The organism is Streptomyces sp. NPDC048436 (genome assembly GCF_043200355.1).
Lineage (GTDB): Bacteria > Actinomycetota > Actinomycetes > Streptomycetales > Streptomycetaceae > Streptomyces.
The window spans coordinates 33,902-53,890 of record NZ_JBICXP010000013.1 but is presented as its reverse complement, the minus strand read 5'-3'; the positions used below and the strand labels follow the sequence as shown (position 1 = coordinate 53,890).

At 68.0% G+C, this 19,989-nt stretch carries 18 protein-coding genes and 1 pseudogene; 10 read left to right on the top strand and 9 right to left on the bottom strand.

The features are described 5' to 3' along the window. Window positions 1–324: 324 nt before the first annotated feature. Both ACGFX9_RS32730 and ACGFX9_RS32725 read right to left on the bottom strand, forming a co-directional pair. Window positions 325–648: a hypothetical protein gene (locus tag ACGFX9_RS32730; RefSeq protein WP_393481487.1), complete on the bottom strand. Its 324-nt coding sequence runs from the start codon at window positions 646–648 to the stop codon at window positions 325–327. Between the two features lie 154 nt (window positions 649–802). Beyond that, the gene (locus ACGFX9_RS32725; RefSeq protein WP_393481484.1) at window positions 803–2,047 is read right to left on the bottom strand and encodes an alpha/beta fold hydrolase; all 1,245 of its coding nucleotides are present in this window, start codon (window positions 2,045–2,047) and stop codon (window positions 803–805) included. Between the two features lie 71 nt (window positions 2,048–2,118). Here ACGFX9_RS32725 and ACGFX9_RS32720 point away from each other — a divergent pair, with 71 nt between their 5' ends. From ACGFX9_RS32720 to ACGFX9_RS32705, 4 genes are all read left to right on the top strand, one after another. Further along, window positions 2,119–2,562: a MarR family winged helix-turn-helix transcriptional regulator gene (locus ACGFX9_RS32720; RefSeq protein ID WP_393481481.1), complete on the top strand. Its 444-nt coding sequence runs from the start codon at window positions 2,119–2,121 to the stop codon at window positions 2,560–2,562. A 173-nt stretch (window positions 2,563–2,735) separates the two neighbouring features. Then, window positions 2,736–2,954 (top strand): DUF397 domain-containing protein, encoded by a 219-nt coding sequence (locus tag ACGFX9_RS32715; protein ID WP_393481478.1) that lies wholly within the window; start codon window positions 2,736–2,738, stop codon window positions 2,952–2,954. A gap of 314 nt (window positions 2,955–3,268) precedes the next feature. Further along, on the top strand, window positions 3,269–4,252 hold the full coding sequence (locus tag ACGFX9_RS32710; protein WP_393481476.1) for a TauD/TfdA family dioxygenase: 984 nt from the start codon (window positions 3,269–3,271) through the stop codon (window positions 4,250–4,252). 418 nt (window positions 4,253–4,670) lie between these two features. Next, window positions 4,671–5,780, top strand: a complete 1,110-nt coding sequence (locus ACGFX9_RS32705) for a serine hydrolase domain-containing protein (protein ID WP_393481917.1) — start codon at window positions 4,671–4,673, stop codon at window positions 5,778–5,780. Between the two features lie 229 nt (window positions 5,781–6,009). Here ACGFX9_RS32705 and ACGFX9_RS32700 read toward each other — a convergent pair whose 3' ends face one another. Next, window positions 6,010–7,476 (bottom strand): integrin-like protein, encoded by a 1,467-nt coding sequence (locus ACGFX9_RS32700; protein ID WP_393481473.1) that lies wholly within the window; start codon window positions 7,474–7,476, stop codon window positions 6,010–6,012. 426 nt (window positions 7,477–7,902) lie between these two features. Between ACGFX9_RS32700 and ACGFX9_RS32695 the strand changes: the two genes are divergently transcribed. Next, window positions 7,903–8,607, top strand: coding sequence for a hypothetical protein (locus ACGFX9_RS32695; protein WP_393481471.1), 705 nt, complete (start codon window positions 7,903–7,905; stop codon window positions 8,605–8,607). Between the two features lie 119 nt (window positions 8,608–8,726). Here the strand turns inward: ACGFX9_RS32695 and ACGFX9_RS32690 are convergent, their stop codons facing one another. After that, window positions 8,727–8,897, bottom strand: coding sequence for a hypothetical protein (locus ACGFX9_RS32690; RefSeq protein ID WP_393481468.1), 171 nt, complete (start codon window positions 8,895–8,897; stop codon window positions 8,727–8,729). Between the two features lie 747 nt (window positions 8,898–9,644). Next, the gene (locus tag ACGFX9_RS32685) at window positions 9,645–10,028 is read right to left on the bottom strand and encodes a winged helix-turn-helix transcriptional regulator (RefSeq protein WP_393481465.1); all 384 of its coding nucleotides are present in this window, start codon (window positions 10,026–10,028) and stop codon (window positions 9,645–9,647) included. A gap of 101 nt (window positions 10,029–10,129) precedes the next feature. Between ACGFX9_RS32685 and ACGFX9_RS32680 the strand changes: the two genes are divergently transcribed. The 3 genes and pseudogenes from ACGFX9_RS32680 (at window position 10,130) to ACGFX9_RS32670 (ending at window position 11,534) form a co-directional block, all read left to right on the top strand. Then, the gene (locus ACGFX9_RS32680; RefSeq protein WP_393481462.1) at window positions 10,130–10,531 is read left to right on the top strand and encodes a RidA family protein; all 402 of its coding nucleotides are present in this window, start codon (window positions 10,130–10,132) and stop codon (window positions 10,529–10,531) included. A 183-nt stretch (window positions 10,532–10,714) separates the two neighbouring features. Then, window positions 10,715–11,020 (top strand): annotated as a pseudogene (locus ACGFX9_RS32675) (transposase); the annotation flags it as partial. Window positions 11,021–11,081: 61 nt separating this feature from the next. Next, on the top strand, window positions 11,082–11,534 hold the full coding sequence (locus ACGFX9_RS32670) for a DUF4259 domain-containing protein (protein ID WP_393481459.1): 453 nt from the start codon (window positions 11,082–11,084) through the stop codon (window positions 11,532–11,534). A gap of 116 nt (window positions 11,535–11,650) precedes the next feature. Here ACGFX9_RS32670 and ACGFX9_RS32665 read toward each other — a convergent pair whose 3' ends face one another. Continuing rightward, on the bottom strand, window positions 11,651–13,027 hold the full coding sequence (locus ACGFX9_RS32665; RefSeq protein WP_393481915.1) for an NF041680 family putative transposase: 1,377 nt from the start codon (window positions 13,025–13,027) through the stop codon (window positions 11,651–11,653). Between the two features lie 236 nt (window positions 13,028–13,263). On the opposite strand from ACGFX9_RS32665, the gene ACGFX9_RS32660 reads away from it, so the two are divergent. Further along, window positions 13,264–14,079 carry a phosphotransferase enzyme family protein gene (locus tag ACGFX9_RS32660; protein WP_393481912.1) on the top strand — a complete coding sequence of 272 codons (816 nt, stop codon included), beginning with the start codon at window positions 13,264–13,266 and terminating at the stop codon, window positions 14,077–14,079. Between the two features lie 881 nt (window positions 14,080–14,960). After that, on the top strand, window positions 14,961–15,377 hold the full coding sequence (locus ACGFX9_RS32655) for a hypothetical protein (RefSeq protein ID WP_393481456.1): 417 nt from the start codon (window positions 14,961–14,963) through the stop codon (window positions 15,375–15,377). A 624-nt stretch (window positions 15,378–16,001) separates the two neighbouring features. On the opposite strand, the gene ACGFX9_RS32650 is transcribed toward ACGFX9_RS32655, so the two are convergent. The 3 genes from ACGFX9_RS32650 to ACGFX9_RS32640 are packed head-to-tail and all read right to left on the bottom strand — an operon-like array spanning window position 16,002 to window position 19,946. Next, the gene (locus tag ACGFX9_RS32650; RefSeq protein WP_393481453.1) at window positions 16,002–16,562 is read right to left on the bottom strand and encodes a hypothetical protein; all 561 of its coding nucleotides are present in this window, start codon (window positions 16,560–16,562) and stop codon (window positions 16,002–16,004) included. 2 nt (window positions 16,563–16,564) lie between these two features. Then, window positions 16,565–18,364 carry a DEAD/DEAH box helicase gene (locus tag ACGFX9_RS32645; protein WP_393481450.1) on the bottom strand — a complete coding sequence of 600 codons (1,800 nt, stop codon included), beginning with the start codon at window positions 18,362–18,364 and terminating at the stop codon, window positions 16,565–16,567. Between the two features lie 4 nt (window positions 18,365–18,368). Beyond that, window positions 18,369–19,946: an MFS transporter gene (locus ACGFX9_RS32640; protein WP_393481447.1), complete on the bottom strand. Its 1,578-nt coding sequence runs from the start codon at window positions 19,944–19,946 to the stop codon at window positions 18,369–18,371. Window positions 19,947–19,989: the final 43 nt, after the last annotated feature.

The following is a 19,989-nucleotide window of genomic DNA, read 5'->3' as shown; positions in this document are numbered from 1 at the left end:
TGTCAAGGCTTAAATCGCAACTGCCTTACGAGGACGTTAAAGCGGCCATATGTTGAACGGGCGCTCTGGTGGCCGCAGTTGACGGCCGACGAAGGGGGGTGTCGCGCGCGCTGGGGCGGCGTTTCCGGAGGGTGGAGCGATGCCTGCGCGGCCACGGCGTGAGCGCCCCGCGGGGTGTGTGCGGTGTGTGCGGCCATCGGCCTCGCGCCGTTCGCGTATGCGTGTGGGGTGGCCATGCCGGGCCCTGCTCTCGGCATACGGATCGGATACGGCCGGTGACGCCGACAGGCCAGTCGTCCGGGATGCGCGCAGGCGGCGCTTGGATCAGCCGATACTGCCGAACCGGCCGCCGCTCACCGACCGCCGTTGCCTCCGCATGGCGGTGGCGGGATCCTCGGTCGATTCCTGGGACGTCGGCTGCCGCGGGCCCGCCTCCACAGGCACCTCAGCACCCACGTTGCCACGGGCACCGACACACGGAATCACTCGGATCGGTCCGGCCGCGCGTCGGGTCACCGCCGCCCACTCGGGGTCGAACGGGGAGAGGGTCGCGCCGACGACCACCTCGACGGCGCCCACCGCGAGGCCAACCGCCCACGCCCCCGCACCACCGGGGCGTACCCGCAGCGATCGCTCCGTGGTCCTCACGTCCGCCCCTCTCAAGCTCGGCGGCGGCCTTTGCCGTGTGCTGGTCTCCGTGCCTTGCGGGTCGGGCATCCCGTCTGTGGATGCGGCAGCGTCCGAGGACGGGAAATCGTGCTCCGCGAGGGCCGCCCGGTGTGGCGACACGGCCTCTCTGCGCCTATTCCTCGCGCAAGAAGTCGGCGAGGAGTGCCGAGACACGTTCTGGAGACTCCAGGGGGGCGTGGTGGGCGACGTGGTCGAGCACCTCCAGCCGACTGCGGGGAAGGAGATCGGCGATTTCCGCTGACAGTTCCAGAGGGGTCGCCGTGTCGTCCCGGCCCGCCACAACCAGCGCGGGCACATGGATGTCCGGCAGCAGGCGCCGTATGTCGGATCGCCCGAGTACCGCGGAGTCGAGCGCGTGCTGCATTGCCGGCCCGTCCTGTACCTCCATGAGCCTGCGGGCGTCCTGTGCCGCTTCGGGGTGGGCGGCGCGCCAGTCCGGGTGGGTCGCGTAGGCCTGGATCTCCTCGGCGAGTGTGGTGCGACCGGTGCCTTCGGCCTCGTAGCCCTCGCCCCTTTCACCCAGCAGGGCGCGGCGGCGCTGCCACATTTCTCTGCGGTCCGCAGGTTCGGCGCGGGCGCTCGTACCGAGCAGCGCGAGGCGGTCGACCATGCCGGGATGGCGGGCCGTGAGCCGCAGGGCGACCATGCCGCCCTGCGAGTGCCCGACGAGCGCCACCCTTCCCCATCCGCGCTCTTGGACCATGAGAGCGATGTCGTCGGCGATGTCGTCCAGCGTCCACCCGGCAATCGGCCATGTGGACTGTCCGTGCCCCGGCAGGTCCACGGAGACGCAGCGGTGGTCTTGGGCGAGTTCCCGCGCCTGGCTGCGGAAGATGGTCCGATCGAGGAACAGACCGTGCAGAAACAGCACGACCGGGCCTTCTCCGACATCTTCGTACGCGTACACCGTGTCGTTGACGCGCAGCCGCCGGGCGTCCGGATCGGGCGCCGCGACGTCGGTCTGGAAGGCCTGCGCGAGCGCGAGGGAGTCCTCGTAGATCTGGTAGTGGCTGATCCTGCCGTCGCGGACCTCGAACCGGATGGTGAAGTCGCCCTCGACGGTGCGCTGTGTGGCGCGAACTCGGTAGCGGAACCAGCCGGTCGCAAGGGCGGTGCTGCCGCAGTCGGCCATGGCCGAGATGCGGAAGCCGAGCGGCTCGAAGGACTCGGGGAAGCCTTCCATCCATTCCTTGACACGGGCGCGGCCCTGCCGCAGCCCCACGGTAGGCACTTCGGGGGCGCCGTCGACGTGCCAGACGACGTCGTCGGTGAGCAGGGCGAGTGCGGCAGCGACGTCCCCGCTGCCGAAGGCGTCCAGGTAGGCGCGGGCGATGTCAGAGGGGCGGGGGTTGTTCACTTCGGCACTCCTTTCAGGTTCCTTACTCCTAACAGGTTACCTGATAGCCATACGGGAACTAGACTTCCTGCATGGATGCGAACCTCACACCTGCGCGCCGTCTGCTCACGGCCATCAAGACGGCTGAACAAGCCACCCAGAATGCGAAAAACGCGGCCGTGCGCGCGGCGGGCATGACGATGGCGCAGTACAACGTGATGATCCTTCTCGACGAGACGCCCGGCATCACCAGCGCCGAGCTGGCCCGCCGTTGCTTCATCACGCCCCAGGCCATGAGTGAGACCGTGGCCAAATTGGAGAAGAACGGCTGGATCGAGCGCATCCCCCATCCCACCCACCGGCATGTGCGCGAGACACGTATCACCCCAGCCGGCCAAGGACTCCTCCAAAAAGCCGACCGGAAGGTCCTGACCCTCGAGCGAGCTCTGCGGACCCGTCTCTCCGCCACCGAGCAGGACCAACTGCGAGCCCTTCTCGCCGCTGCCACCGAGGTCGCACAGCAGCACCACGGGTGAGGTGCAGGAGGCGCGGCGGGCCCTCCAAGAACGCGCGACGCGAAGGGTCGGCCGCTGCACTTGGCCCGTGCGGGCATGCTAGGTGGCGGCCCCCCGCAGACCTCAGGGTGCTGATCCAAGATGCACAGGCGACTGGTGCGGAGCACGGTGGAAGGTGATGAAAGGAGACCACCATGCGCAAGCAGGATCTGTACGAGCGGGATCTGTCATCGGCCTCCTGGCACAAGAGCACCAGGAGCCAAGCCATAGATGGTTGCGTGGAGGTGGCGGAGCTCGGCGGCGGGGCGGTTGCTGTGCGGGACTCCAAGAACCCTGACCGGGGCGACCTACGCTTCACCGAGCAGGAGTGGGCCGCCTTCCGCGGCGGAGTACGCGACGGCGAATTCGACTGACACGCCCGCAGCGCAAGAGCAGGCCACACTGAGCGCTCTACTTGGCGCCTCATGCCGATAGCGCGCTCAGGCACAGCGAGTGAGACCTAGCGCTCGAGTTCGTCCCTCACCGCTGCACTCGGCCCAAGCGGGCGTTCCAGTTGGCCCGCAGGCTGTCGCCGACCTGGTGCGCCAGGCGAACTCCGCTGGCGGATCGAGCACGACTACCGCGGACTCAAACACGGCCTGGGCCTGGACCACGAAGCCCACGGCACCGCAACCCCCGGCACTTGGCCGGATGCGCGGCGGGTACATCGAGATTCCAAGGAGTGCGCATGCTGGCACATAGCGCCGTTCCCGCTGCGGCCGAGCGGTTGGAGATGGTGGCCCGTGACCTCGCCGAGGACGGCGTCACACCCGATGCGGTCCTGCAGCTGCGGCCGACTCCTCAACGCGCCGCGGTTGTCGCTGATTTGCTTCCCCTGTTGTCGCCCGTCCCCACGGCAGACGGATACCGCGTCGTGCCTGGCCTGTTCGAGCCATTCGCCCTCGACGCCGGCCCGACACCGGCGCATTGGAGCGAGGCCGGATCGGCGCGTACGGCAGCGTTCGACATCGCACTCGTGCTGGCTGCGTCGGCAGTGGGCGGGGTCTTCGGGTGGGTGAATCAGCAGGACGGGCGCCTGGTCCACAACATCGTGCCCAGTAAGGGATATGAGCGCGTACAGGTGGGAGCCAGCAGTACCGCGCCCCTGACCTGTCACACGGAGGACGCCTTTCACCCTCAGCGGGCGGACCTGCTGATGCTGGTCTGCGTACGCAACCCCGAAGCCATTGGCACCGGAGTGGCGAGCATCCGCCGGGCGGCCATTTCCGACGAGGAGGCGGCGCAGTTGGAGAAGCCGCTGGTGCAGATCATGCCGGACGACTCATACGGAGACTGGACAGCGAAGTCCGGCACTGCGCCCGGGGCAAAAACGCTCTGGAACGGGCCAGATGGTCGACAACTACGCTACGACCCGGCCTACAGCAGACTGCTCACCGATGCCCCGGCGTTCCATAATGCGTACGCGGCGCTCGGCGCGCACCTCGCCGCCTGCGAGGAAACAGTACGGCTGCACCCCGGTGACGCGGTCCTCATTGACAACGACGTCGCCGTGCACAGCCGCAGATCTTTCAAACCCCGGTATGACGGCTCGGACCGCTGGCTCAAACGCGTGCTGATCCGGATGGACCGGCCACGCCCGGCAAATGAGAACCACGAGAGCGGACACGGCCAACTACCCGTGGAGCCGCCGAATGTGGGTGCGAATGAATGACCGTTGACGGATCATCGGTGCGCACGCTCGTACTCGATCACCATGGCGGGAGCGACGGCGCGCCGTGCCGACCTCAGGCAGCCTGCAGGGCAGCGAGCGGGCGAGCAGGAGGGCGGGCCTCCGGCGGTGTGTCCGTGTCACTCGTTGAGGTCCAGTACGGCCGCGTCACGTAGGCCTTTGGGTAATGTCCTGTTTCTGTATATCCCGTTATGGGATGAATCGGGAGGGACCCTGGTGAGAAGCACGTTGGTGCTGGAAGACCTGCGGGTCCAGAAGATCGGATGCCCTGACGGCAATTGATCGTTCTGACGTCCCGCCGCGCTCACGTCTCAGGAGTCCTTCCGTGCCGGTTCCCAGCTTTTCGCAGGTCCGCCTGCCCGTCCGCCTGCCCCTTGTCGCTCTGCTGGCCGCTGCCTGTATGGCGGGTTCGGTGCAGGCCCCGGCCCGCGCCGCGGATGTCGCCGCAGACGATGACCGCTCACTGCGAGGGCAGTTGCAGGAACTGACCAACGCACCCGGCGGACCGCCCGGAGCGATCGCCGTCCTCAAGCGCGGGTCCCGCACCAAGGTGTACCGGGCCGGGGTTGCCAAGACCGGAACCGGCCGTCCGATCAAGGCCACCGACCACATGCGCATCGCCAGTACGGCCAAGGCGTACAGCGGTGCGGTCGCCCTCCAGCTCGCCGACTACGGGAAGCTGCGTCTGAACGACACCATCGGCAAGCTGCTTCCCCGGCTGCCCCGCGCATGGCATCGGGTAACGCTGCGGCAGCTCCTGAACCACACCAGCGGACTGCCGGACTTCAGCGCGAACCCGAAGTTCCTGGCCCTGGTGACCGAAAACCCGCGCCGCCACTTCGACTCCCGCCGGCTGCTGGACTTCGCGTCCGATGAACCGTTGGCGTTCCGCCCTGGGACCCGGTACGCCTACTCCAACTCCGACAACATCGCCGTGGCACTGACGGCGGAGACGGTGACAGGCCGCCGCTACGAAGATCTGCTCGCCGACCTCGTGTACCGCCCGTTGGGTCTGCGCGGCACCAGCCTGCCGCAGGGGTACCGGATGCCCAGGCCGTACATGCACGGCTACGACGTCACCCCGCCGAACCCGCCCGAGGACCTCAGCGAGGTACTGAGTGCGTCGGGCGTGTGGGCGTCGGGCGGGATCCTCTCGACGCCGAAGGACATGACAACCTTCATTCGCGCCTACGCCGGCGGAAAGTTGATTTCCGACCGGACACGCCATCAGCAGCTGAACTGGGTGAACGGCGCATCCGAACCCGCGGGTCCCGGCAAGAACAAGGCGGGTCTTGCCATCTTCCGGTACGCCACCCGCTGCGGCGTGGTGTATGGCCACACCGGCAACACCCCCGGCTACACGCAGCTGGTCGCGGCTGCCCCGGACGGCAAGCGGTCGCTGACAGTCTCCCTCACCACCCAGGTCAACAAGACGAACAAGCCCGAACTGCTGCAGCGGCTGCGGACCGTGGAGGAGAACTTCGTCTGCGCGCTGTTGCGCAAGCAGTAGGGCAGGACCCGGGCGGGAACTGCCGGGCCCGGCGCTCGCTGCCGTCTGGGGCCGGCACCCCGCGCTGTCGAACACGCTGTGAAGTACGTGACCGCCGGCCGCCGGGTGACCTCACCGACGAGCTGGGCAGCCCGGACCTGGTCATGCTCGACACGGCTCCGCCGCTACACCACCCGGAGCGAGGCGAACCCCCAGGGAGAGGGGGCGGCTGCAACATCCGCAGGGCGGCTCAGCGGTTGCTCAGCGGTTTGCCGTACTTCTGAGCCGTGGACAGGTACGGGAGGCCGAGCGTGCGGGGCGAGAAGGCCGCCGAGCCGTCGGCTGAGCCGCGGGGGAGGAGCCATACGGCGCCCAGGGAGGCGTTCTCGCCAGGAGATCCGACCGTGACATCCGGTACCCCGTCGGCGTTGAAGTCGCCCGCGGCGACCGCCGCGCCGAAGGTGTCGCCCGCCTCGGCGACGCCCGGGAGGCCGGGCGTGTCCTGGTTCCAGGAGACGGACGTGGCAGCGCCGTTGGCATCCAGCAGCCCGCGAGCGCCGCCGTGGAGCAGCCAGGCGGCGCCCGCCCCCGCTTTGCTTCCGATGGCCTCGCCGGGAGCACCCGCGGTCAGGTCGTCGCGCCCGTCGCGGTTGACGTCGGCGACGGCGAGGGCGGCGCCGAAACGGTCGCCGTCCTCGGCGACACCCGGGACGCCTGCCGTGTCCTGGTTCAGGGTCTGGGCGCGGCTGCCGAACGAGCCCGCGGGACTTCCGTAATGGATGTGGACGGCGCCCCCCTTGGCGAGTCCTTCGGGGCCGCAGGGATCGTCGATGTTCTCGTCGGCGATCTCACGGCATTCGCCGAGCGCCAGGTCGTCGTGGTTGTCGCCGTCGAAGTCACCGGCGGCCAGGGCGGTCACGCCGGCGTTGTCCGTGTTCCAGAAGTTGGCCATCGCGGACCGGTCGGCGTCCCACTTGAACAGGCGCACGTGGGACTGCGTGTTGGGGTCGCCGGCGGTCCAGTACGACACGGCCTGGTCCGCCGTGCCGTCGCTGTCGAAGTCGCCGGTGGCCAGGACGGGGGCGCGGCCGCCCATGGGGGCGGCGACGATGGTGGTGACCATGCTGTCTTCGCCCTGGGCGACACGAGCGACGACCTTGTCCGTGCCGCCGATCACGATCTCCTTGTTGCCGTCGCCGGTCAGATCGGCTGCCGCGACCGATCTTCCGTACGCAGCTGACGGCGACGGCCCGGTGAGGACCGTCGACCCCGGTCCCGGCCCGTTCTTCGAGCCCCCTATGGCGATGACCATGCCCGCGTCAGTACCGCGGTCGATGACAGCCTCGCCGGGGACACCGACGAGCAGCTCCGCGATGCCGTCCCCGTTGAGGTCCGTCAGAGCCACGGATGCGCCGAAGCGGTCGCCCGTCTCCGGGGAACCGGGAACCTCGGGAGTGGCCTGGGTGACACGGATGCTTCCGTAGGCGCCGACGCCCTTCGGGCCGCCCTGGACGACATTCACGTACCCGGCCTTGGTCTTGCCGTCGACGGTCCCGTCCGGGACGCCGACGGCGAGGTCCGCGTAGCCGTCGCCGTTGAAGTCGCTCGTGACGGTACGGGGTGCGGCAGCGGTGGAGTTGGACGGGAGCACGAACCCGGCGGTGGTAGCGGCGGCGGCTGCGATGGCGTACGTCAGGATGCGGCGGCTGTGCGGCACGGTAGCTCCCACTCGGTCGACAGGGTGCGCGATACCAGGTGTGACCGTCGAAGGGCGGAGCTGGTTGTACGGAATCCACTGGTGGTTGGTACAGGGTTCACTGTGAGCGGGCGAGGCCCTCGAAGTTGCGGGCGCGACCAGGATCGACAACCGGCGGCGCGAAATGGTGCCTTACGCGCGGTGCGGCCGGTGCCTCACTCCGGCCAGATCCATGTCATATGTGACCACAACGGACTGCCGTCCGATCAGTTCCCCTTACGGTCCAAGGCCCGCGGTCGCCTGGGCCGCGCTGCCCTGGTTCCCTCCGAACCGGACGTCGGACTGCTGCGTGGCAGCGGTGCAGTTGATTTGGTACGGCTCTCCGGCAACCAGGCACCTCCAGAAACGGGATCGTCATTGCGCACAGGGCAAGGAAAGATGTGTGCCATGGCGGAAGCAGCAGGCTCGAACACGGACAGCCCCGGAGAGTGGGCTGAGCGTCTGGGCTGGACGTACGACTTGATAGCCCCCGACGACATAGAGCGGGGTGTGGCGCTCGCGCGGCTGGATGCGGCCCGAGCAGAAGCCCACGAGGCACTCGTTCAGTACAACCAAGCCTGGGTACAGGCGTCCAGGACGGGTGCAGGGCCTTTGTTCTGCGAGCCAGTGGTCGTGGCGGCGCGCGAAGCCTATGACGCCGCTGGGAGCCGTTGTCTGCCGGAGGCGTTGCACTTCGTGCCGTATACCGATGACATCGGGATGTCCCCGCAGTTGCCTTTTGCGCTGCTCTTTCTGGAATGGGAGGCGCGATATCCACTGGAGTGGCAAAGGCACGCCAAGGCATGGGGCACGAAGCAAGGACTCATCCGGAGGCTGGCGGTGGGCGGCCGTAGCGAGGCCACCACAGAGAAGCTGATCGACCTCGTCGAACTCGTCGTGCGGCGGGCCTACCGCTGTAAGGACCGCGAGTACGTGCGGGTGGCCCGAGCCGTCGACGGCGATGAGTTGCGCACCAGGCTCAACCGCGCACGCCACTCGCACAGCCCATGGGCCCAACTCCACGCAGGCTACGTGCTTTGGCTCCTGGACCATCCGGAGATCCCCAACACAAGGCACGTCTGGCGGACCTGGCTCGCTGACCCCTCCCGCTAAAGAAGGGGGGCGAACTCACAGGTCCGAGCCCCGTGGACCGGGGCAAGCCAGGCTCCAAACTGAGCCCGCCCCGTCCTTCGCGCGGCGGGCCCGTGCGGCGGCGCTGAAGGAGCATGGGTTCAGCCGACGATGGAGAAGAAGATTGTGTCGTGTGCGTACCAGTCGACGTCCCGCATGTCCCGCCCGTTCTCGTCCTCGTAGTCCAGCTTCTCGATAAGCTCGTGGAGGTCGTACCGGAAGTCTGGGTCGATCCGGTCCATGACCGCGCGATACGCGTCCGCTGCGGGCATGGCCTTGGCGAGCGGCCGGCGGCCGATCTCTGGGGACCCGTCGACGGGGCGACGAGCAGGAATACGATCTCACTGCCTGATCACGAATCCGACATTCGCTCAGCGACTACGCGGCCTGAGTCGCATCTCCTCGCCCGTACTTTGCCGCCGCGATCACGCTCATGACCCGCCGCTCACCCGCAAGACCCCGCTGGTTGACAACCCCAGGCCGCCCTGGAAGACCGAAGCACCTCAGCCCAGAGTGCGACTGAGGATCACGCCGCGGGCCATCCGCCTCACCCCGGCCACTGTCTGAATCACCGGCGCAGGACCATCACCGCGGCGACAGCCACCGTTCCTGCCCCCCGTCATCGCGTTACGGCTGACCGGTGGCGGCGTCTCTCCCCACGCCCCAGGGGACGAAAACAGTCTCCATAGCGGCGCTTGATTCGGGGAGCATCAGGCTCCCGATGCCGAGATCGGGGTCATCGGCCATGGCGGGTGTGGTGAGTGGCTTCGTTCACTTCAAACAGCAGCGTTTGTCTGCCGGTTTGGGCAGCAGTTTGTGATCTTGAGGCTCGTGGATGTTCACGCGAAATAGCAGCAAGTCCATGGGACGGTCCGCCGCCTGTGAGATGTCTGTTTCTGAACCTGTGGCACAGGATGGCTCGGTAGCCCGATCAGGCGAAGCGCGGGCCACGTTGGTGGCCACCAACGTGAGATCGATCAAGGAATCGCGGAACGCGCGAGGGTGTCGCCGCGCGCCCGTCAGGCGTCGAAACGGCCGCGTGCACTCTCGATGTGACCGAGGTGCTGGTGGGTCCAGCCGCATATGGCGTCGACTGCGGTGCGCAGGGCCCGGCCCGGCTCGGTGAGGGTGTATTCGACTCGCGGCGGCACGGTGGGGTGCGCCTTCCGGTCGACCAGGCCATTGCGCTCCAGCATGCGCAGGTTCTGGGTGAGCATCTTGTGGCTTACGCCCTCGACCTCGTTCCGCAGCTCGCTGAAGCGCAGGGTGCGCTCGCCGAGCGCCTCGATGATCAGGAGCGCCCACTTGTTGGCGACGTCCGAGAAGATCTCCCGCGCCAGGGAGTCTGCGCGCCGCAGGTCAGCGTCCTCAGGCAGGCCCTTGAGTAGTTGCTTGGTCACCATCAGGTTCCTCAGTCACCGAAAAGTGCGTTCTTCCAGGTCAACCGTCACTCTCCTACAGTTTCCGAGTAACTACAAGAGAGCACACCGGAAGGGCGAGCACCGTGGCCACCACTGAGGTCTTCAACTACAACGTGCCGGCCGAGAGCGACTTCGGCTACTCACAGGCGATCAAGTCCGGCGAGCTGATCCACGTCTCTGGACAGCTCTCGTTCGATGAGGCAGGCGAGTTCCTCTACGCGGGGGACTTCGCCGCCCAGCTCAAGCAGACCTACGCCAACATGGACAAGGTCCTGGACCACTACGGCGCCACCCGGAACCAGGTCGTCTCGCAGACCTTGTACGTGGTGAACCTGCGGCAGAATGCCGCGGTGACGGCGGAGGGCAACCTGAGGTACTTCGGCGACCACCGCCCGGCCAGCACGGTCTTGGGCATCACTGAACTGACTTTGCCCGGCCAGGTCATCGAAATCAGCTTCGTCATTGACACGAAACTGCCCGCTTGAGGTTTCCTCCTCGTACGTCCGCTCGGTGGTCCCGCCGGATCGCTGCGCACAGCTCGACCTTCGACATCTACAGCATGACAAGGGCCTTTCACCGGGAACACCCCGATGCTGTCCTGGCAAGCTCCCACTGCCTTCAAAACTCGTGAACATCACCCGACCGTGGAAACGGGCGCCTCCCAAACCCGTTGCCCCGCACTGAACGTGCTCGCCCAACACGTACGCGCCTGCGCCCACATGCTCACCAAGCTGCAAGGCGACCAACTGCCCGCATGGATCGAAGCAGCAACCACCATCCCCGATCTGCCCAGCCTCCGCTACTTCGCCCACCACCTCGAACGTGACCTCGACGCGGTCATCGCAGGCCTCTCATTTCCCTGGAGCTCCGGTGGTGTTGAGGGACACGTCAACCGGATCAAGATGCTCAAACGCCAGATGTTCGGCCGCGCCGGATTCGACCTGCTCCGCAAGCGAGTTCTCCTCGCTCCGTGACCAATGTCAGTGGCTGCTGGGATGCTGCCGTCGCCAGCGACACCGATACCAGGAGCACAGCATGGGAACGTGGGGAACCGGTCCGTTCGACAGCGACCTGGCCGCAGACTTCGTCGATGAACTTGAGGGGCTGTCTTCCCAACAGATCATCGATGTGCTCGCGCGAGCATTTCTGCGGGTCACGAACGCCAAGACCCATGTGGATGGCGGCGATGGCATCGAGGCCGTCACTGCTGCGGCTCTCGTCGCCAGCGCCCTCCCGGGGGCCCGGATTCATATCGACCCTGATGACGGCCCCGGAGAACCGCTGCCGGAGCTTCCGGTGTCGCTCCGGGCGGCAGCCCGGCTCGCGCTCCAACGGGTACTTCAAGATGGATCAGAGATGGCAACAGGTTGGGTGGACGGCGACGACGCCGACCAGTGGCGCCACGAAGTCCAACAGGTGATTGAGGTCCTGGAAACGCCACCGATCACTTCAAGTGACCGCCTCACAGGAAGTGGACCTGAGCCGTAACTCGTGTAAAAGCCACCAGGCTGCTGAGGGTTTCCCGTTAACCAAACGATCAGCCGTCGAAGAATCGACCCACTCACAGAGGCAGAAGGTTCAGGCACAGGCTCTGAGCTTGTCGTTTAACCTCTGGGGCGGTCGCGCTCGATGATGGTCTCGGGTCGTCTGGTCGTTTTCCCGACGCCGTACCGAGTTGCGGGGCAGCGGTTCTTTGAGCCAAGTGGCTTTCCCGGACCGGGCGTTGAGGGTTTGGGAGCGCGGGCTGGACAGGCAAGGTGCGGGCGCAGGTTCCGAAACCCCCGGCGGACCCGTGCCGGGGTGAGTCGGCTGGGCTCGGCGGGCTTCTCCCAGGGGCGTCGCAAGTCGACGGCGGCCTCGCGGAGGAGACGGAGCTGGGTGTGGGCGGCGATGACGATCCATGTCCAGCGGTCGCCAGCCTCGGGGGTGCGGAGCTTCGGCCGGGTCCAGCCCAGGGTCTGTTTCATCAGCCGGAAGGTGTGCTCCAGATCGAACCTGCTCAGGAACGTCTGCCAGCGCATATCGACGTCCTCGCCGGTCAAGCCGGTGGCGGACGACCACAGCCAGAGGGGCAGCGGGTCGCCTCCGCCGGGCAGGCGGTCGACCTGGAGGCGGATCAGCGTGCCTTCGATGATGGGGAGTTCGCTGGTGTGGTCGATCCATGCGGAGCGGGTGGTCAGGCGGGGGTAGATACGGTCCCAGGCCATCGCGCGGGCGGTGCCGTACCGGTCGGTGACCTGCGTCGTGGCCGTGTCCGGCTTGCCCCAGGTCTCCGGCTTGGCGAAGCGGAACTCCTTGCCGTGCTTCGGCGGTCGCCCGCCCTGGGCGTAGGACAGGGCGTACTCCTTGAGCGTGGGTGTCGGCCGTCGCATGACGCGGTCGGAGCGCATTCGTCCCAGCACTTCGACCGGGAGGCCGTCGAGCAGGTGGGCCATGCGCGGGGCGTCGTAGCCGGCGTCGAAGACGATGAGGATGTCGCGGTCGCTGGCATGCCAGCGGCCCATCTCGATGAGGTCGATGACTACCCGGCGGAGCTGGGCGGCCGTGACCTCGGCGACGTCGTCGGCCGGGCCAAGACGGACGGCGTCCAGGTACTGGCACCAGGATGTCCGGCCTGATTCGAGGGCGGCGACGAACGAGTACGGCCAGCCGGGCACGAACTGGTCCGAGGTCCGTCCGCTGCGGCCGTAGACGTGGCAGAACAGACGGTCCGCGCTGGTCGGGGCGTCGGGACGCAGCCAGTTGCTGACGTAGACCGCGAGGACCAGGCGCCCGTCGGCGGCGCGCGGCATCGGCAGCCTGGCCAGCACCTGCCGGAGTCTGGGCACGTCCACGTTTCCGCTGTTCAGGGCGTCGTACATGGCACCATGCCCGCGTCGGTGCTCGGCCACCAGCGTAAGGTCCACCGGCGAGGTCACCGGACCGTCCGCGCACAACAACGCGTCGACCAGTTCGAACAGTTCGTCCCCGCGCGCGGTCAGGCAGTCGAGTACGTCCTTCCGGAAGCGTGACGCTTTCGCGAACGCTTCCCCAGAACATGGTCAGGCAACAAACTCATCGTCACGGCCTTCGTCGTGGTCACGTGCGTCCTTGATCGGAGCGCATGATCAGACGAAGGCCGCCTCAGCGTCTGGCGAATACCCAGGTGAGCGGCCTAGTTCGAAGCACATTTCGGGACCGTCCCACACCCGGCCGACCTGAAGGTAGCGTGATCGACATGACGGCTGACGGCGAGACGGCAGAGGGCGAACCCCTGGTCGGCGGCATGGTGAACGCGGGCGCGGTCTTCCGCCACGGTGCTCTGGTGGAACGCCCGGCGCCGCGCACCGCGCGCGCCCTCCATGCCCATCTCCTCGCGCTCAAAGAGCAGGGGTTCGACGCGGCTCCGAGGCCGATCCGTCTCACCGCCGATGGCCGCGAGCAGTTGACCTTCATCCCGGGCGACGTCGCTCTGCCGCCGTTTCCGCGCTGGGCGATGACCGAGACCGCGTTGAGATCGGTGGGCAGGCTGCTGCGGAGCCTGCACGACGCCAGCGCGGCCATCCCGGTCGACACAGGTGTCGAGTGGCCCCGGTCCCTGGCCGACCCGGCGGGAGGAACGATGCTGTGCCACAACGACGTGTGCCCGGACAACGTCGTCTTCCGCGACGGCCATGCCGCAGCCCTGATCGATTTCGACCTGGCGGCCCCCGGCCGAGCGGTGTGGGACGTTGCCATGACCGCCCGCTACTGGGTTCCCATGCTCGATCCCACGTCCGCGGCAGTTCTCCATCCCGCGGGGCTGGATGCCCCGGCACGACTGCGGATCCTCGCCGACGGCTACGGCCTCTCCCTGCAGGAGCGCGCTGAACTGCCTGGCGTCATCGAACAGGCCACCGCATCCTGCCGGGCCTTCGTCGCTGACCGAGTGGCTGACGGTGACCCCGCCTACACCCGGGCACTGTCCGAGCGCGGTGGTTGGCAGCGTTGGGCCCGCATCCAGGAGTGGCTGATGGCACACCGCGGGTTGTTCACGGCTGCCCTGTTGAAATGAGGGGCTCAGAGGTTAAAGCACAAGCTGAGCCAGGACGGAACAACCGGGCTGGTGAACAGGCGTCCGTCGGTCGTTCGGCACATGACGTGCAATGGAATGAACTGCACCTCATGCTGCAAGACTTGCGCACCCTGAGGGCGATGAGAGGTGTCCCGACACTCGCGCATGGGCGTGCAATCCGCACCATCTCCAACTTCGCTGACCGCGAGGCCGATGGCTAAGGGGCCCTAGAGGTAAAGGGCAGCGGTGACGACGGCGGAGAAGATCGCCATGCCGCGTATGAACACCGACTCGCTGCCACCGTCAGGTTCGACCATGGCCCACACCGTATCGGTGCAGAGGCGTATGACTCATAGCTTCCCGCAGCGCAAATCTTCCTTCAGAGGAACCGCCCGCCCACTTGGAGGGCCCGGAATGTGGCGGCCTTGTCCAGGGCGAGTGCCGGGTGGAGCCCCGGCTTCCTCTTGCGGAGCTTCCGGTAGGCGCTGCCGTCGCGGGCTCTGTGAGTGTCGGGCGGAGCGGATGGCTCGCGCTCTGGAGCGGACGCGAACCCCTCTTGTCACGGCGGGAGTTGACCAGCTCCGGCAGTGGGATGGCCCGTGAGCGTCCTGTGGAGGTCCGGCGCCCACCGCAGCCCCTCCGTGGCCGGCCCTGGGTAGGATGATCGAATGAGCAATCGGGGGCGCAAGATCAAGGTCACAGCGGTACTGGTGCTATCAGCGCTCGCGCTGACTGGCTTCACGACGGGGCGAGGTCACGGCGGTGGCAGTCGCCACAGCGGCGGGGGCGGCGGAAGCGGCTGCAGCAGTTCGAGCCAGAACCACGACAGTTCGTCGTCGACCAGCTCCGGGTCATCCGGGTCCTCTGGATCTTCTGGATCGATGACATCCGGTTCTGGTTACGACGACGATGACGATACGTACGGCAGCAGCGGTGGCGGGAGCAGCAACTCCAGCGGCGGCACGTACAACCGACGGCCGACCCACCGCTCCACCTCTTCCAGCTCTCCTGATGGTGGGCAATTGGAGAACGCGAAGGCCAAGTTGGTGAGCTGCGCGACCAAGGCGGCCCCGTACGCGACGGTCAAGGTCACGAACGACAATAAGAAGACGGGGCGCTTTTGGGTGTCGGTCACCTTCGTGGACGAGGGCGGCATCACCATCGTCGAGGAGAGCGAGGAGGTCAAGGTGTCCGGGAAGGGCAAGGCGACCACCCGGGTCAAGATCAGTGGCGAGGGCCTGGTCGACTCGGTCGCTCACTGCGAAGTCGACCCGCAGGCCGTTCCCGTGTCCAGCTGAGCCTACGTCTGCTCCGACGGAATCGCAGAGTGCTGGTGCAGCCCCGGCGCACAGTCCGCCGCAGATGTCCCTCCTGCCCCGTCAGTCTGCGCACGCTGACTGGCTGTGCCATCCCGCCTCGCTGCGTCGATCAGACACGTCGTCACATCCGACCGGCGCTCAGAGGGGATCGGCACGGGAAGTTCCTCGCCCCACTCGTCAGGGCGGAGCAGGCGATCGGCAGCGCCGCCACGAAGGGGTGATGCCTTCCGCGCCGGCATCGCGGATTGCCGGCGCGGCCAACCGCTCGGCCGGCGGGTCTGTTGCATGGCTCTGACGGGTCGGTGACTTGACCAGGCAGACGGTGGCAGACCGACGACACATCGAAGCTCCCTTGTGGAACGGCGACTTGGGAAGGTCACCCCCACAACGGAGCTTCGATGCGTTCGGCCGCGCATCCGACCGGCATCGTCACACCGCCGTGCCCCGCACACTCATGAGACCACCACGACTCTGAAATCCCCCCGGGCGAGAGGGGCCGTCGCGGCCAGAGGACGCGGGGGCATCAGCAGGCTCAGCGGGCGGTGAGGGTGCGTGCTGCCCGCCGGGCGTGCACGCACCGCCCCCTCCTCAGGCCGGGCCGGTTCAATCGGCCGCCGTGAAGTAGGCGGCCGGATCAAGGGAGTTGAGCGCGATCCAGCGCTGCGCCGTCGCTTCGGCGGGCGTCTGGCCGCCGCCCGCCGAGGCGCGGAAGAAGCCCTGCACGTCAAGAGCGATGCGGGGATCGTCGTCGATGCGCCGCGCCATGTCGTAGTAGACGGACAGCTCATGGACGCACCGTGGGGTGGCGGTCGGGCAGGAGCAGCCGACGCTGTCGAGGGCCGGCGCGGGCGGATGGCCCGCGTCGGCGATCGCGCGGTACAGGTCGTCGCTGAGCAGGGGCTGGGTGCCACTCAGTTGACGGGAGATCTCGGCCGTCGCCCCCGGGGACATCGGCGCGACCTCGATCGTGACCACCGAGGTGCCGCGACCTCGGTGCACGACGGCACGCACGGTCCGGTCGTCGAACGTGATCTGGACCTTCCCGTCCCGTGCCGCGCGGCGCGCGCTCGGCAGCTGGGGATCAGGACGGGTCTGGCGCAACGACTCGGCGAACCGGACCCAGTCCTTGCCCCACTTCGTGTAACCATAGTCGTGATCGGCCATGGTCAGTTGACTCGCTTCCGGCGGAGGACCTCGATGAGACGGTCGTCGTCCAGACGGGTCAGCTCGGCGACGCTCGACGTGTCGGCGATGTCCGACAGCGCGGACTTGCGGTTGTGCATGGCCGCGATGTGCTCCTCGACAGTGGTACCGGTGGTCAGGGTGGTGACGGTGACCGTGCGGGTCTGACCGATCCGGTGGACCCGGTCGGACGCCTGGGCCTCCACGGCCGGGTTCCACCACCGGTCGAAGTGGATGACGTCGGCCGCGCGCGTGAGCGTGAGCCCGGTGCCCCCTGCTTTCAGACTGAGGACGAGCACCTTCGGCCCGTCGTGGGACTGGAACCGGCGGACGATGTCGGCCCGCTGCTCCTGGTTCAGGCCACCGTGGAAGAACGGCGTACTCACCCCGAACTGTTCGGCGAAGTGCCGGACCAGCAGCTCACCGGTCTGCCGGTACTGGGTGAAGACGAGGGTCGGAGAGTCGTTCTGCAAGTTGTTGGCCACGATGTCGGTACACAGGTCGAGCTTGCCCGACCTGCCCGACAGCTCACTGAGGTCGTCCGTGATCAGGCCCGGATGGTTGCAGACCTGCTTGAGCGACGTCAGGACCGCGAGCACCTTGGTCTGCCGCTGGGCGCCGCTGCCAAAGCCGTCGTCGATGACCTGGTCGAGGAGCCGGTCGTACAGCTGCTCCTGCTCCTCGCTGAGGTCGCAGATGAGATCGGCGTGGATCTTGGGTGGGAGTGACCCTGCGACCTGGGACTTCTTCCGCATCAGTACGACCGGCTCAATGGCTCCGCGCAATCGGGCGGAAGCGGCCGGGGAGCCGTCCGCGATCGGCCGCACGAAGCGACGGCGGAACTGCGTCCGGTTCGCGAACAGGTGCGGTGCGACCAGATTGAGGAGGGCCCACAGCTCGTCGAGGTGATTCTCGACGGGCGTTCCGGTCAGGGCGATCCGCGCGTCGGCCGCGATGGCGCGCGCGGCCTTCGACACCTGCGTACGGGGGTTCTTCAGGACCTGCGCCTCGTCGAAGACCGCGGTGCTCCACTGGATCCCCGCCAGGGCCGGGCTGTGCATGCGCAGCGTGGGGTAGCCGGTGAGCACCACCGTGCCGCTGTCCACCTCGGGCAGCGGCCCGCCGCGCCAGATCGTGGTCCGCAGTCCCGGTGCGAACCGCGCGATCTCGTGCGCCCAGTTCCCCACCAACGACGTGGGGCAGACCACCAGTTGCGGCGCATTCTCGGCGCGTCCGGCGACACAACCGATGGTCTGCAAGGTCTTGCCGAGTCCCATCTCGTCGGCCAGCACCGCGCCGCCGTGCGTCTCGATGGTCTCGCGCAGCCAGCTCACCCCGCGCACCTGATAAGGCCGCAGCTTGGCGGTGAGCGCCGTGCGCATCTCGGCCCCCACCGAGGTGGCGCGGCGGAAGACGCCGCCCGCGTACTCCGCCGTCGTCACGGCGACACCTGTGGCGTCGGGGACCGCGTACGCGGCGATCGGCAGAGCCGGCTCGGCGCCCGCGATCCATGACCGCCAGACCTTCACCGACCGGCCGGGCGAGTCGAGGGGCACGGCCACGAGCCGGTCCGGCTCGATCAGCACGCAGTCGATGTCGGACACCTTGAGCCTGCCGAGGTCCGGCGTCGGCACGACCAGCGGAACGGCCTCGACGTCGCCGACCGGCGGGGCCGCCCCCACGGCTCCGTCGGCCCAGGTCCACAGGGCGAACATGTGCCGGTCGGGCAGGTAAGTGGCCTGACTGTCCGGCCGTACTTCGGGGAGTTTCTGTCTGGTTCCCATGGCGTCAGCGGCTGCCCACGTCGTCGCTCTCGCGGACGGGCCGGGCATCGGCCCCGGCCCGGGGGGCCGCCTCGTCCGTGGTCGGGCGGTCTTCCTGCGCGGGCTCCGGCTCGCGCCCGGCAGCCGCGGGCTCGCGGACCGTGCGCAGGGCGAGCAGTAGTACAGCCGCGCCGAAGAGCGTGATGAGCGTGATCCAGATCGCGCCGACGTGCATGGCGTGGACGAACGCGTCATCGGCGGCGTGCCCGAGCGCGGGCAGGTGGGAGGTGGTGGCGGCGTGCCGGGCCTGTTCGGCGGAGACTCGCGCCTGGTCCCGCGCCGGTCCGGGGACATCGTGCAGCGAGGGTTCGATCGCGCGCCGGTACACGATCGACATGATCGTGCCGCCGACGGCGATTCCGAGCACGCTGCCGGTCTGGCGCACGGTGTTGGTGACGGCCGATCCGGCGCCGGCGCGTTCCAACGGCAGGGCGCTGATCAGCGCCGCGGTCACCGGCCCGAGCACCATGCCGATGGACAGGCCCTGGACCAGCAGCAGGACCTCGATCCAGATGAGGGGAGTGCTCAGCCCGAAGAGGCCGTACGCGCCCATGGTCAGCGCCGCGACAGTGAAGGCCGGCACGGCGACGAGCCGCAGCGACCAGCGATGCACCAGGCGCGCGCCCACGGGTGCCCCCAGGATCGCGCCGAGCGCGGTCGGGAGGCCGGCCAGGCCCGCGGCGACCGGCGAGTAGCCGCGGGCGCCTTGCAGGTAGAACGCGTTGTAGAAGGTGACGGCGGAGATGGCGAACAGAAGCAGCCCGAGGGCTACGTTGCCGCCACCGAACGCGCGCTGGGCGAGAAGCCGGGGGTCGAAGCTCGGCATCTTGCTGCGCAGTTCGACGCGGACGAACACGGCCAGCAGGATCAGTCCGACGACGATCGGCGCCCAGACGTCCGTACGGCCCCAGGCCGCTACCTGCCCCGTGCGGATCAGTCCGTAGGCGAGCGCCGCGAGGCCGCTGATCGACAGCAGCATTCCGGCCGGGTCCAGCGGTCGCACGACGGGGCTGCGGAAGTTCGGGACCAGCAGGAAGACGCCGACCAGCGCGAGGACCACGACCGGGACGTTGACCAGGAAGACCGAGCCCCACCAGAAGTGGTCGAGCAGCACGCCTGCGAGCACCGGGCCCACGGCCATGCCGACTCCGGCGGAGGTCGAGGAGATGGCGATCGCGGTCGACCGCGCCGGGCCGGTGAATGTCCACATGAGGATGGCCAGGTTGCCGGGCATGATCAGCGCGCTGCCGACGCCCATCGCGGCCCGGGCGGCAATCAACTGCCCCGCGTCTCCCGCGAACGCCGCCCACACCGAGGACGCGGCGAAGACCACCAGGCCTGTTGCGAGCACGGTCCGGTGACCCAAGCGGTCGCCCAGCGCGCCCGCGGTGAACATCAAGGTGGCGAAGGCCAGCGTGTACGAGCCGGTGGCCCACTGCAGCTCCGCCGGGCTGGCGTTCAGCCCACGGACCGGGTCCGCGAGGGTCTCCAAGGTGGTACTCAGGACGGTGTTGTCCAACCAGATCAGCAATGAACACACCATGAGAACGGCAAGAATCAGATGCTGCTTTGACTTCGGCAACGTG

What these genes read in the sequence shown, in the direction of transcription:
- ACGFX9_RS32640 (WP_393481447.1), bottom strand. Translation starts at nt 19,946, where the DNA reads ATGGTGTGTTCATTGCTGATCTGGTTGGACAACACCGTCCTGAGTACC.
- ACGFX9_RS32650 (WP_393481453.1), bottom strand. Translation starts at nt 16,562, where the DNA reads ATGGCCGATCACGACTATGGTTACACGAAGTGGGGCAAGGACTGGGTC.
- ACGFX9_RS32655 (WP_393481456.1), top strand. Translation starts at nt 14,961, where the DNA reads ATGACATCCGGTTCTGGTTACGACGACGATGACGATACGTACGGCAGC.
- ACGFX9_RS32645 (WP_393481450.1), bottom strand. Translation starts at nt 18,364, where the DNA reads ATGGGAACCAGACAGAAACTCCCCGAAGTACGGCCGGACAGTCAGGCC.
- ACGFX9_RS32705 (WP_393481917.1), top strand. Translation starts at nt 4,671, where the DNA reads ATGGCGGGTTCGGTGCAGGCCCCGGCCCGCGCCGCGGATGTCGCCGCA.
- ACGFX9_RS32670 (WP_393481459.1), top strand. Translation starts at nt 11,082, where the DNA reads ATGGGAACGTGGGGAACCGGTCCGTTCGACAGCGACCTGGCCGCAGAC.
- ACGFX9_RS32715 (WP_393481478.1), top strand. Translation starts at nt 2,736, where the DNA reads ATGCGCAAGCAGGATCTGTACGAGCGGGATCTGTCATCGGCCTCCTGG.
- ACGFX9_RS32710 (WP_393481476.1), top strand. Translation starts at nt 3,269, where the DNA reads ATGCTGGCACATAGCGCCGTTCCCGCTGCGGCCGAGCGGTTGGAGATG.
- ACGFX9_RS32685 (WP_393481465.1), bottom strand. Translation starts at nt 10,028, where the DNA reads ATGGTGACCAAGCAACTACTCAAGGGCCTGCCTGAGGACGCTGACCTG.
- ACGFX9_RS32720 (WP_393481481.1), top strand. Translation starts at nt 2,119, where the DNA reads ATGGATGCGAACCTCACACCTGCGCGCCGTCTGCTCACGGCCATCAAG.
- ACGFX9_RS32660 (WP_393481912.1), top strand. Translation starts at nt 13,264, where the DNA reads ATGACGGCTGACGGCGAGACGGCAGAGGGCGAACCCCTGGTCGGCGGC.
- ACGFX9_RS32695 (WP_393481471.1), top strand. Translation starts at nt 7,903, where the DNA reads ATGGCGGAAGCAGCAGGCTCGAACACGGACAGCCCCGGAGAGTGGGCT.
- ACGFX9_RS32690 (WP_393481468.1), bottom strand. Translation starts at nt 8,897, where the DNA reads ATGCCCGCAGCGGACGCGTATCGCGCGGTCATGGACCGGATCGACCCA.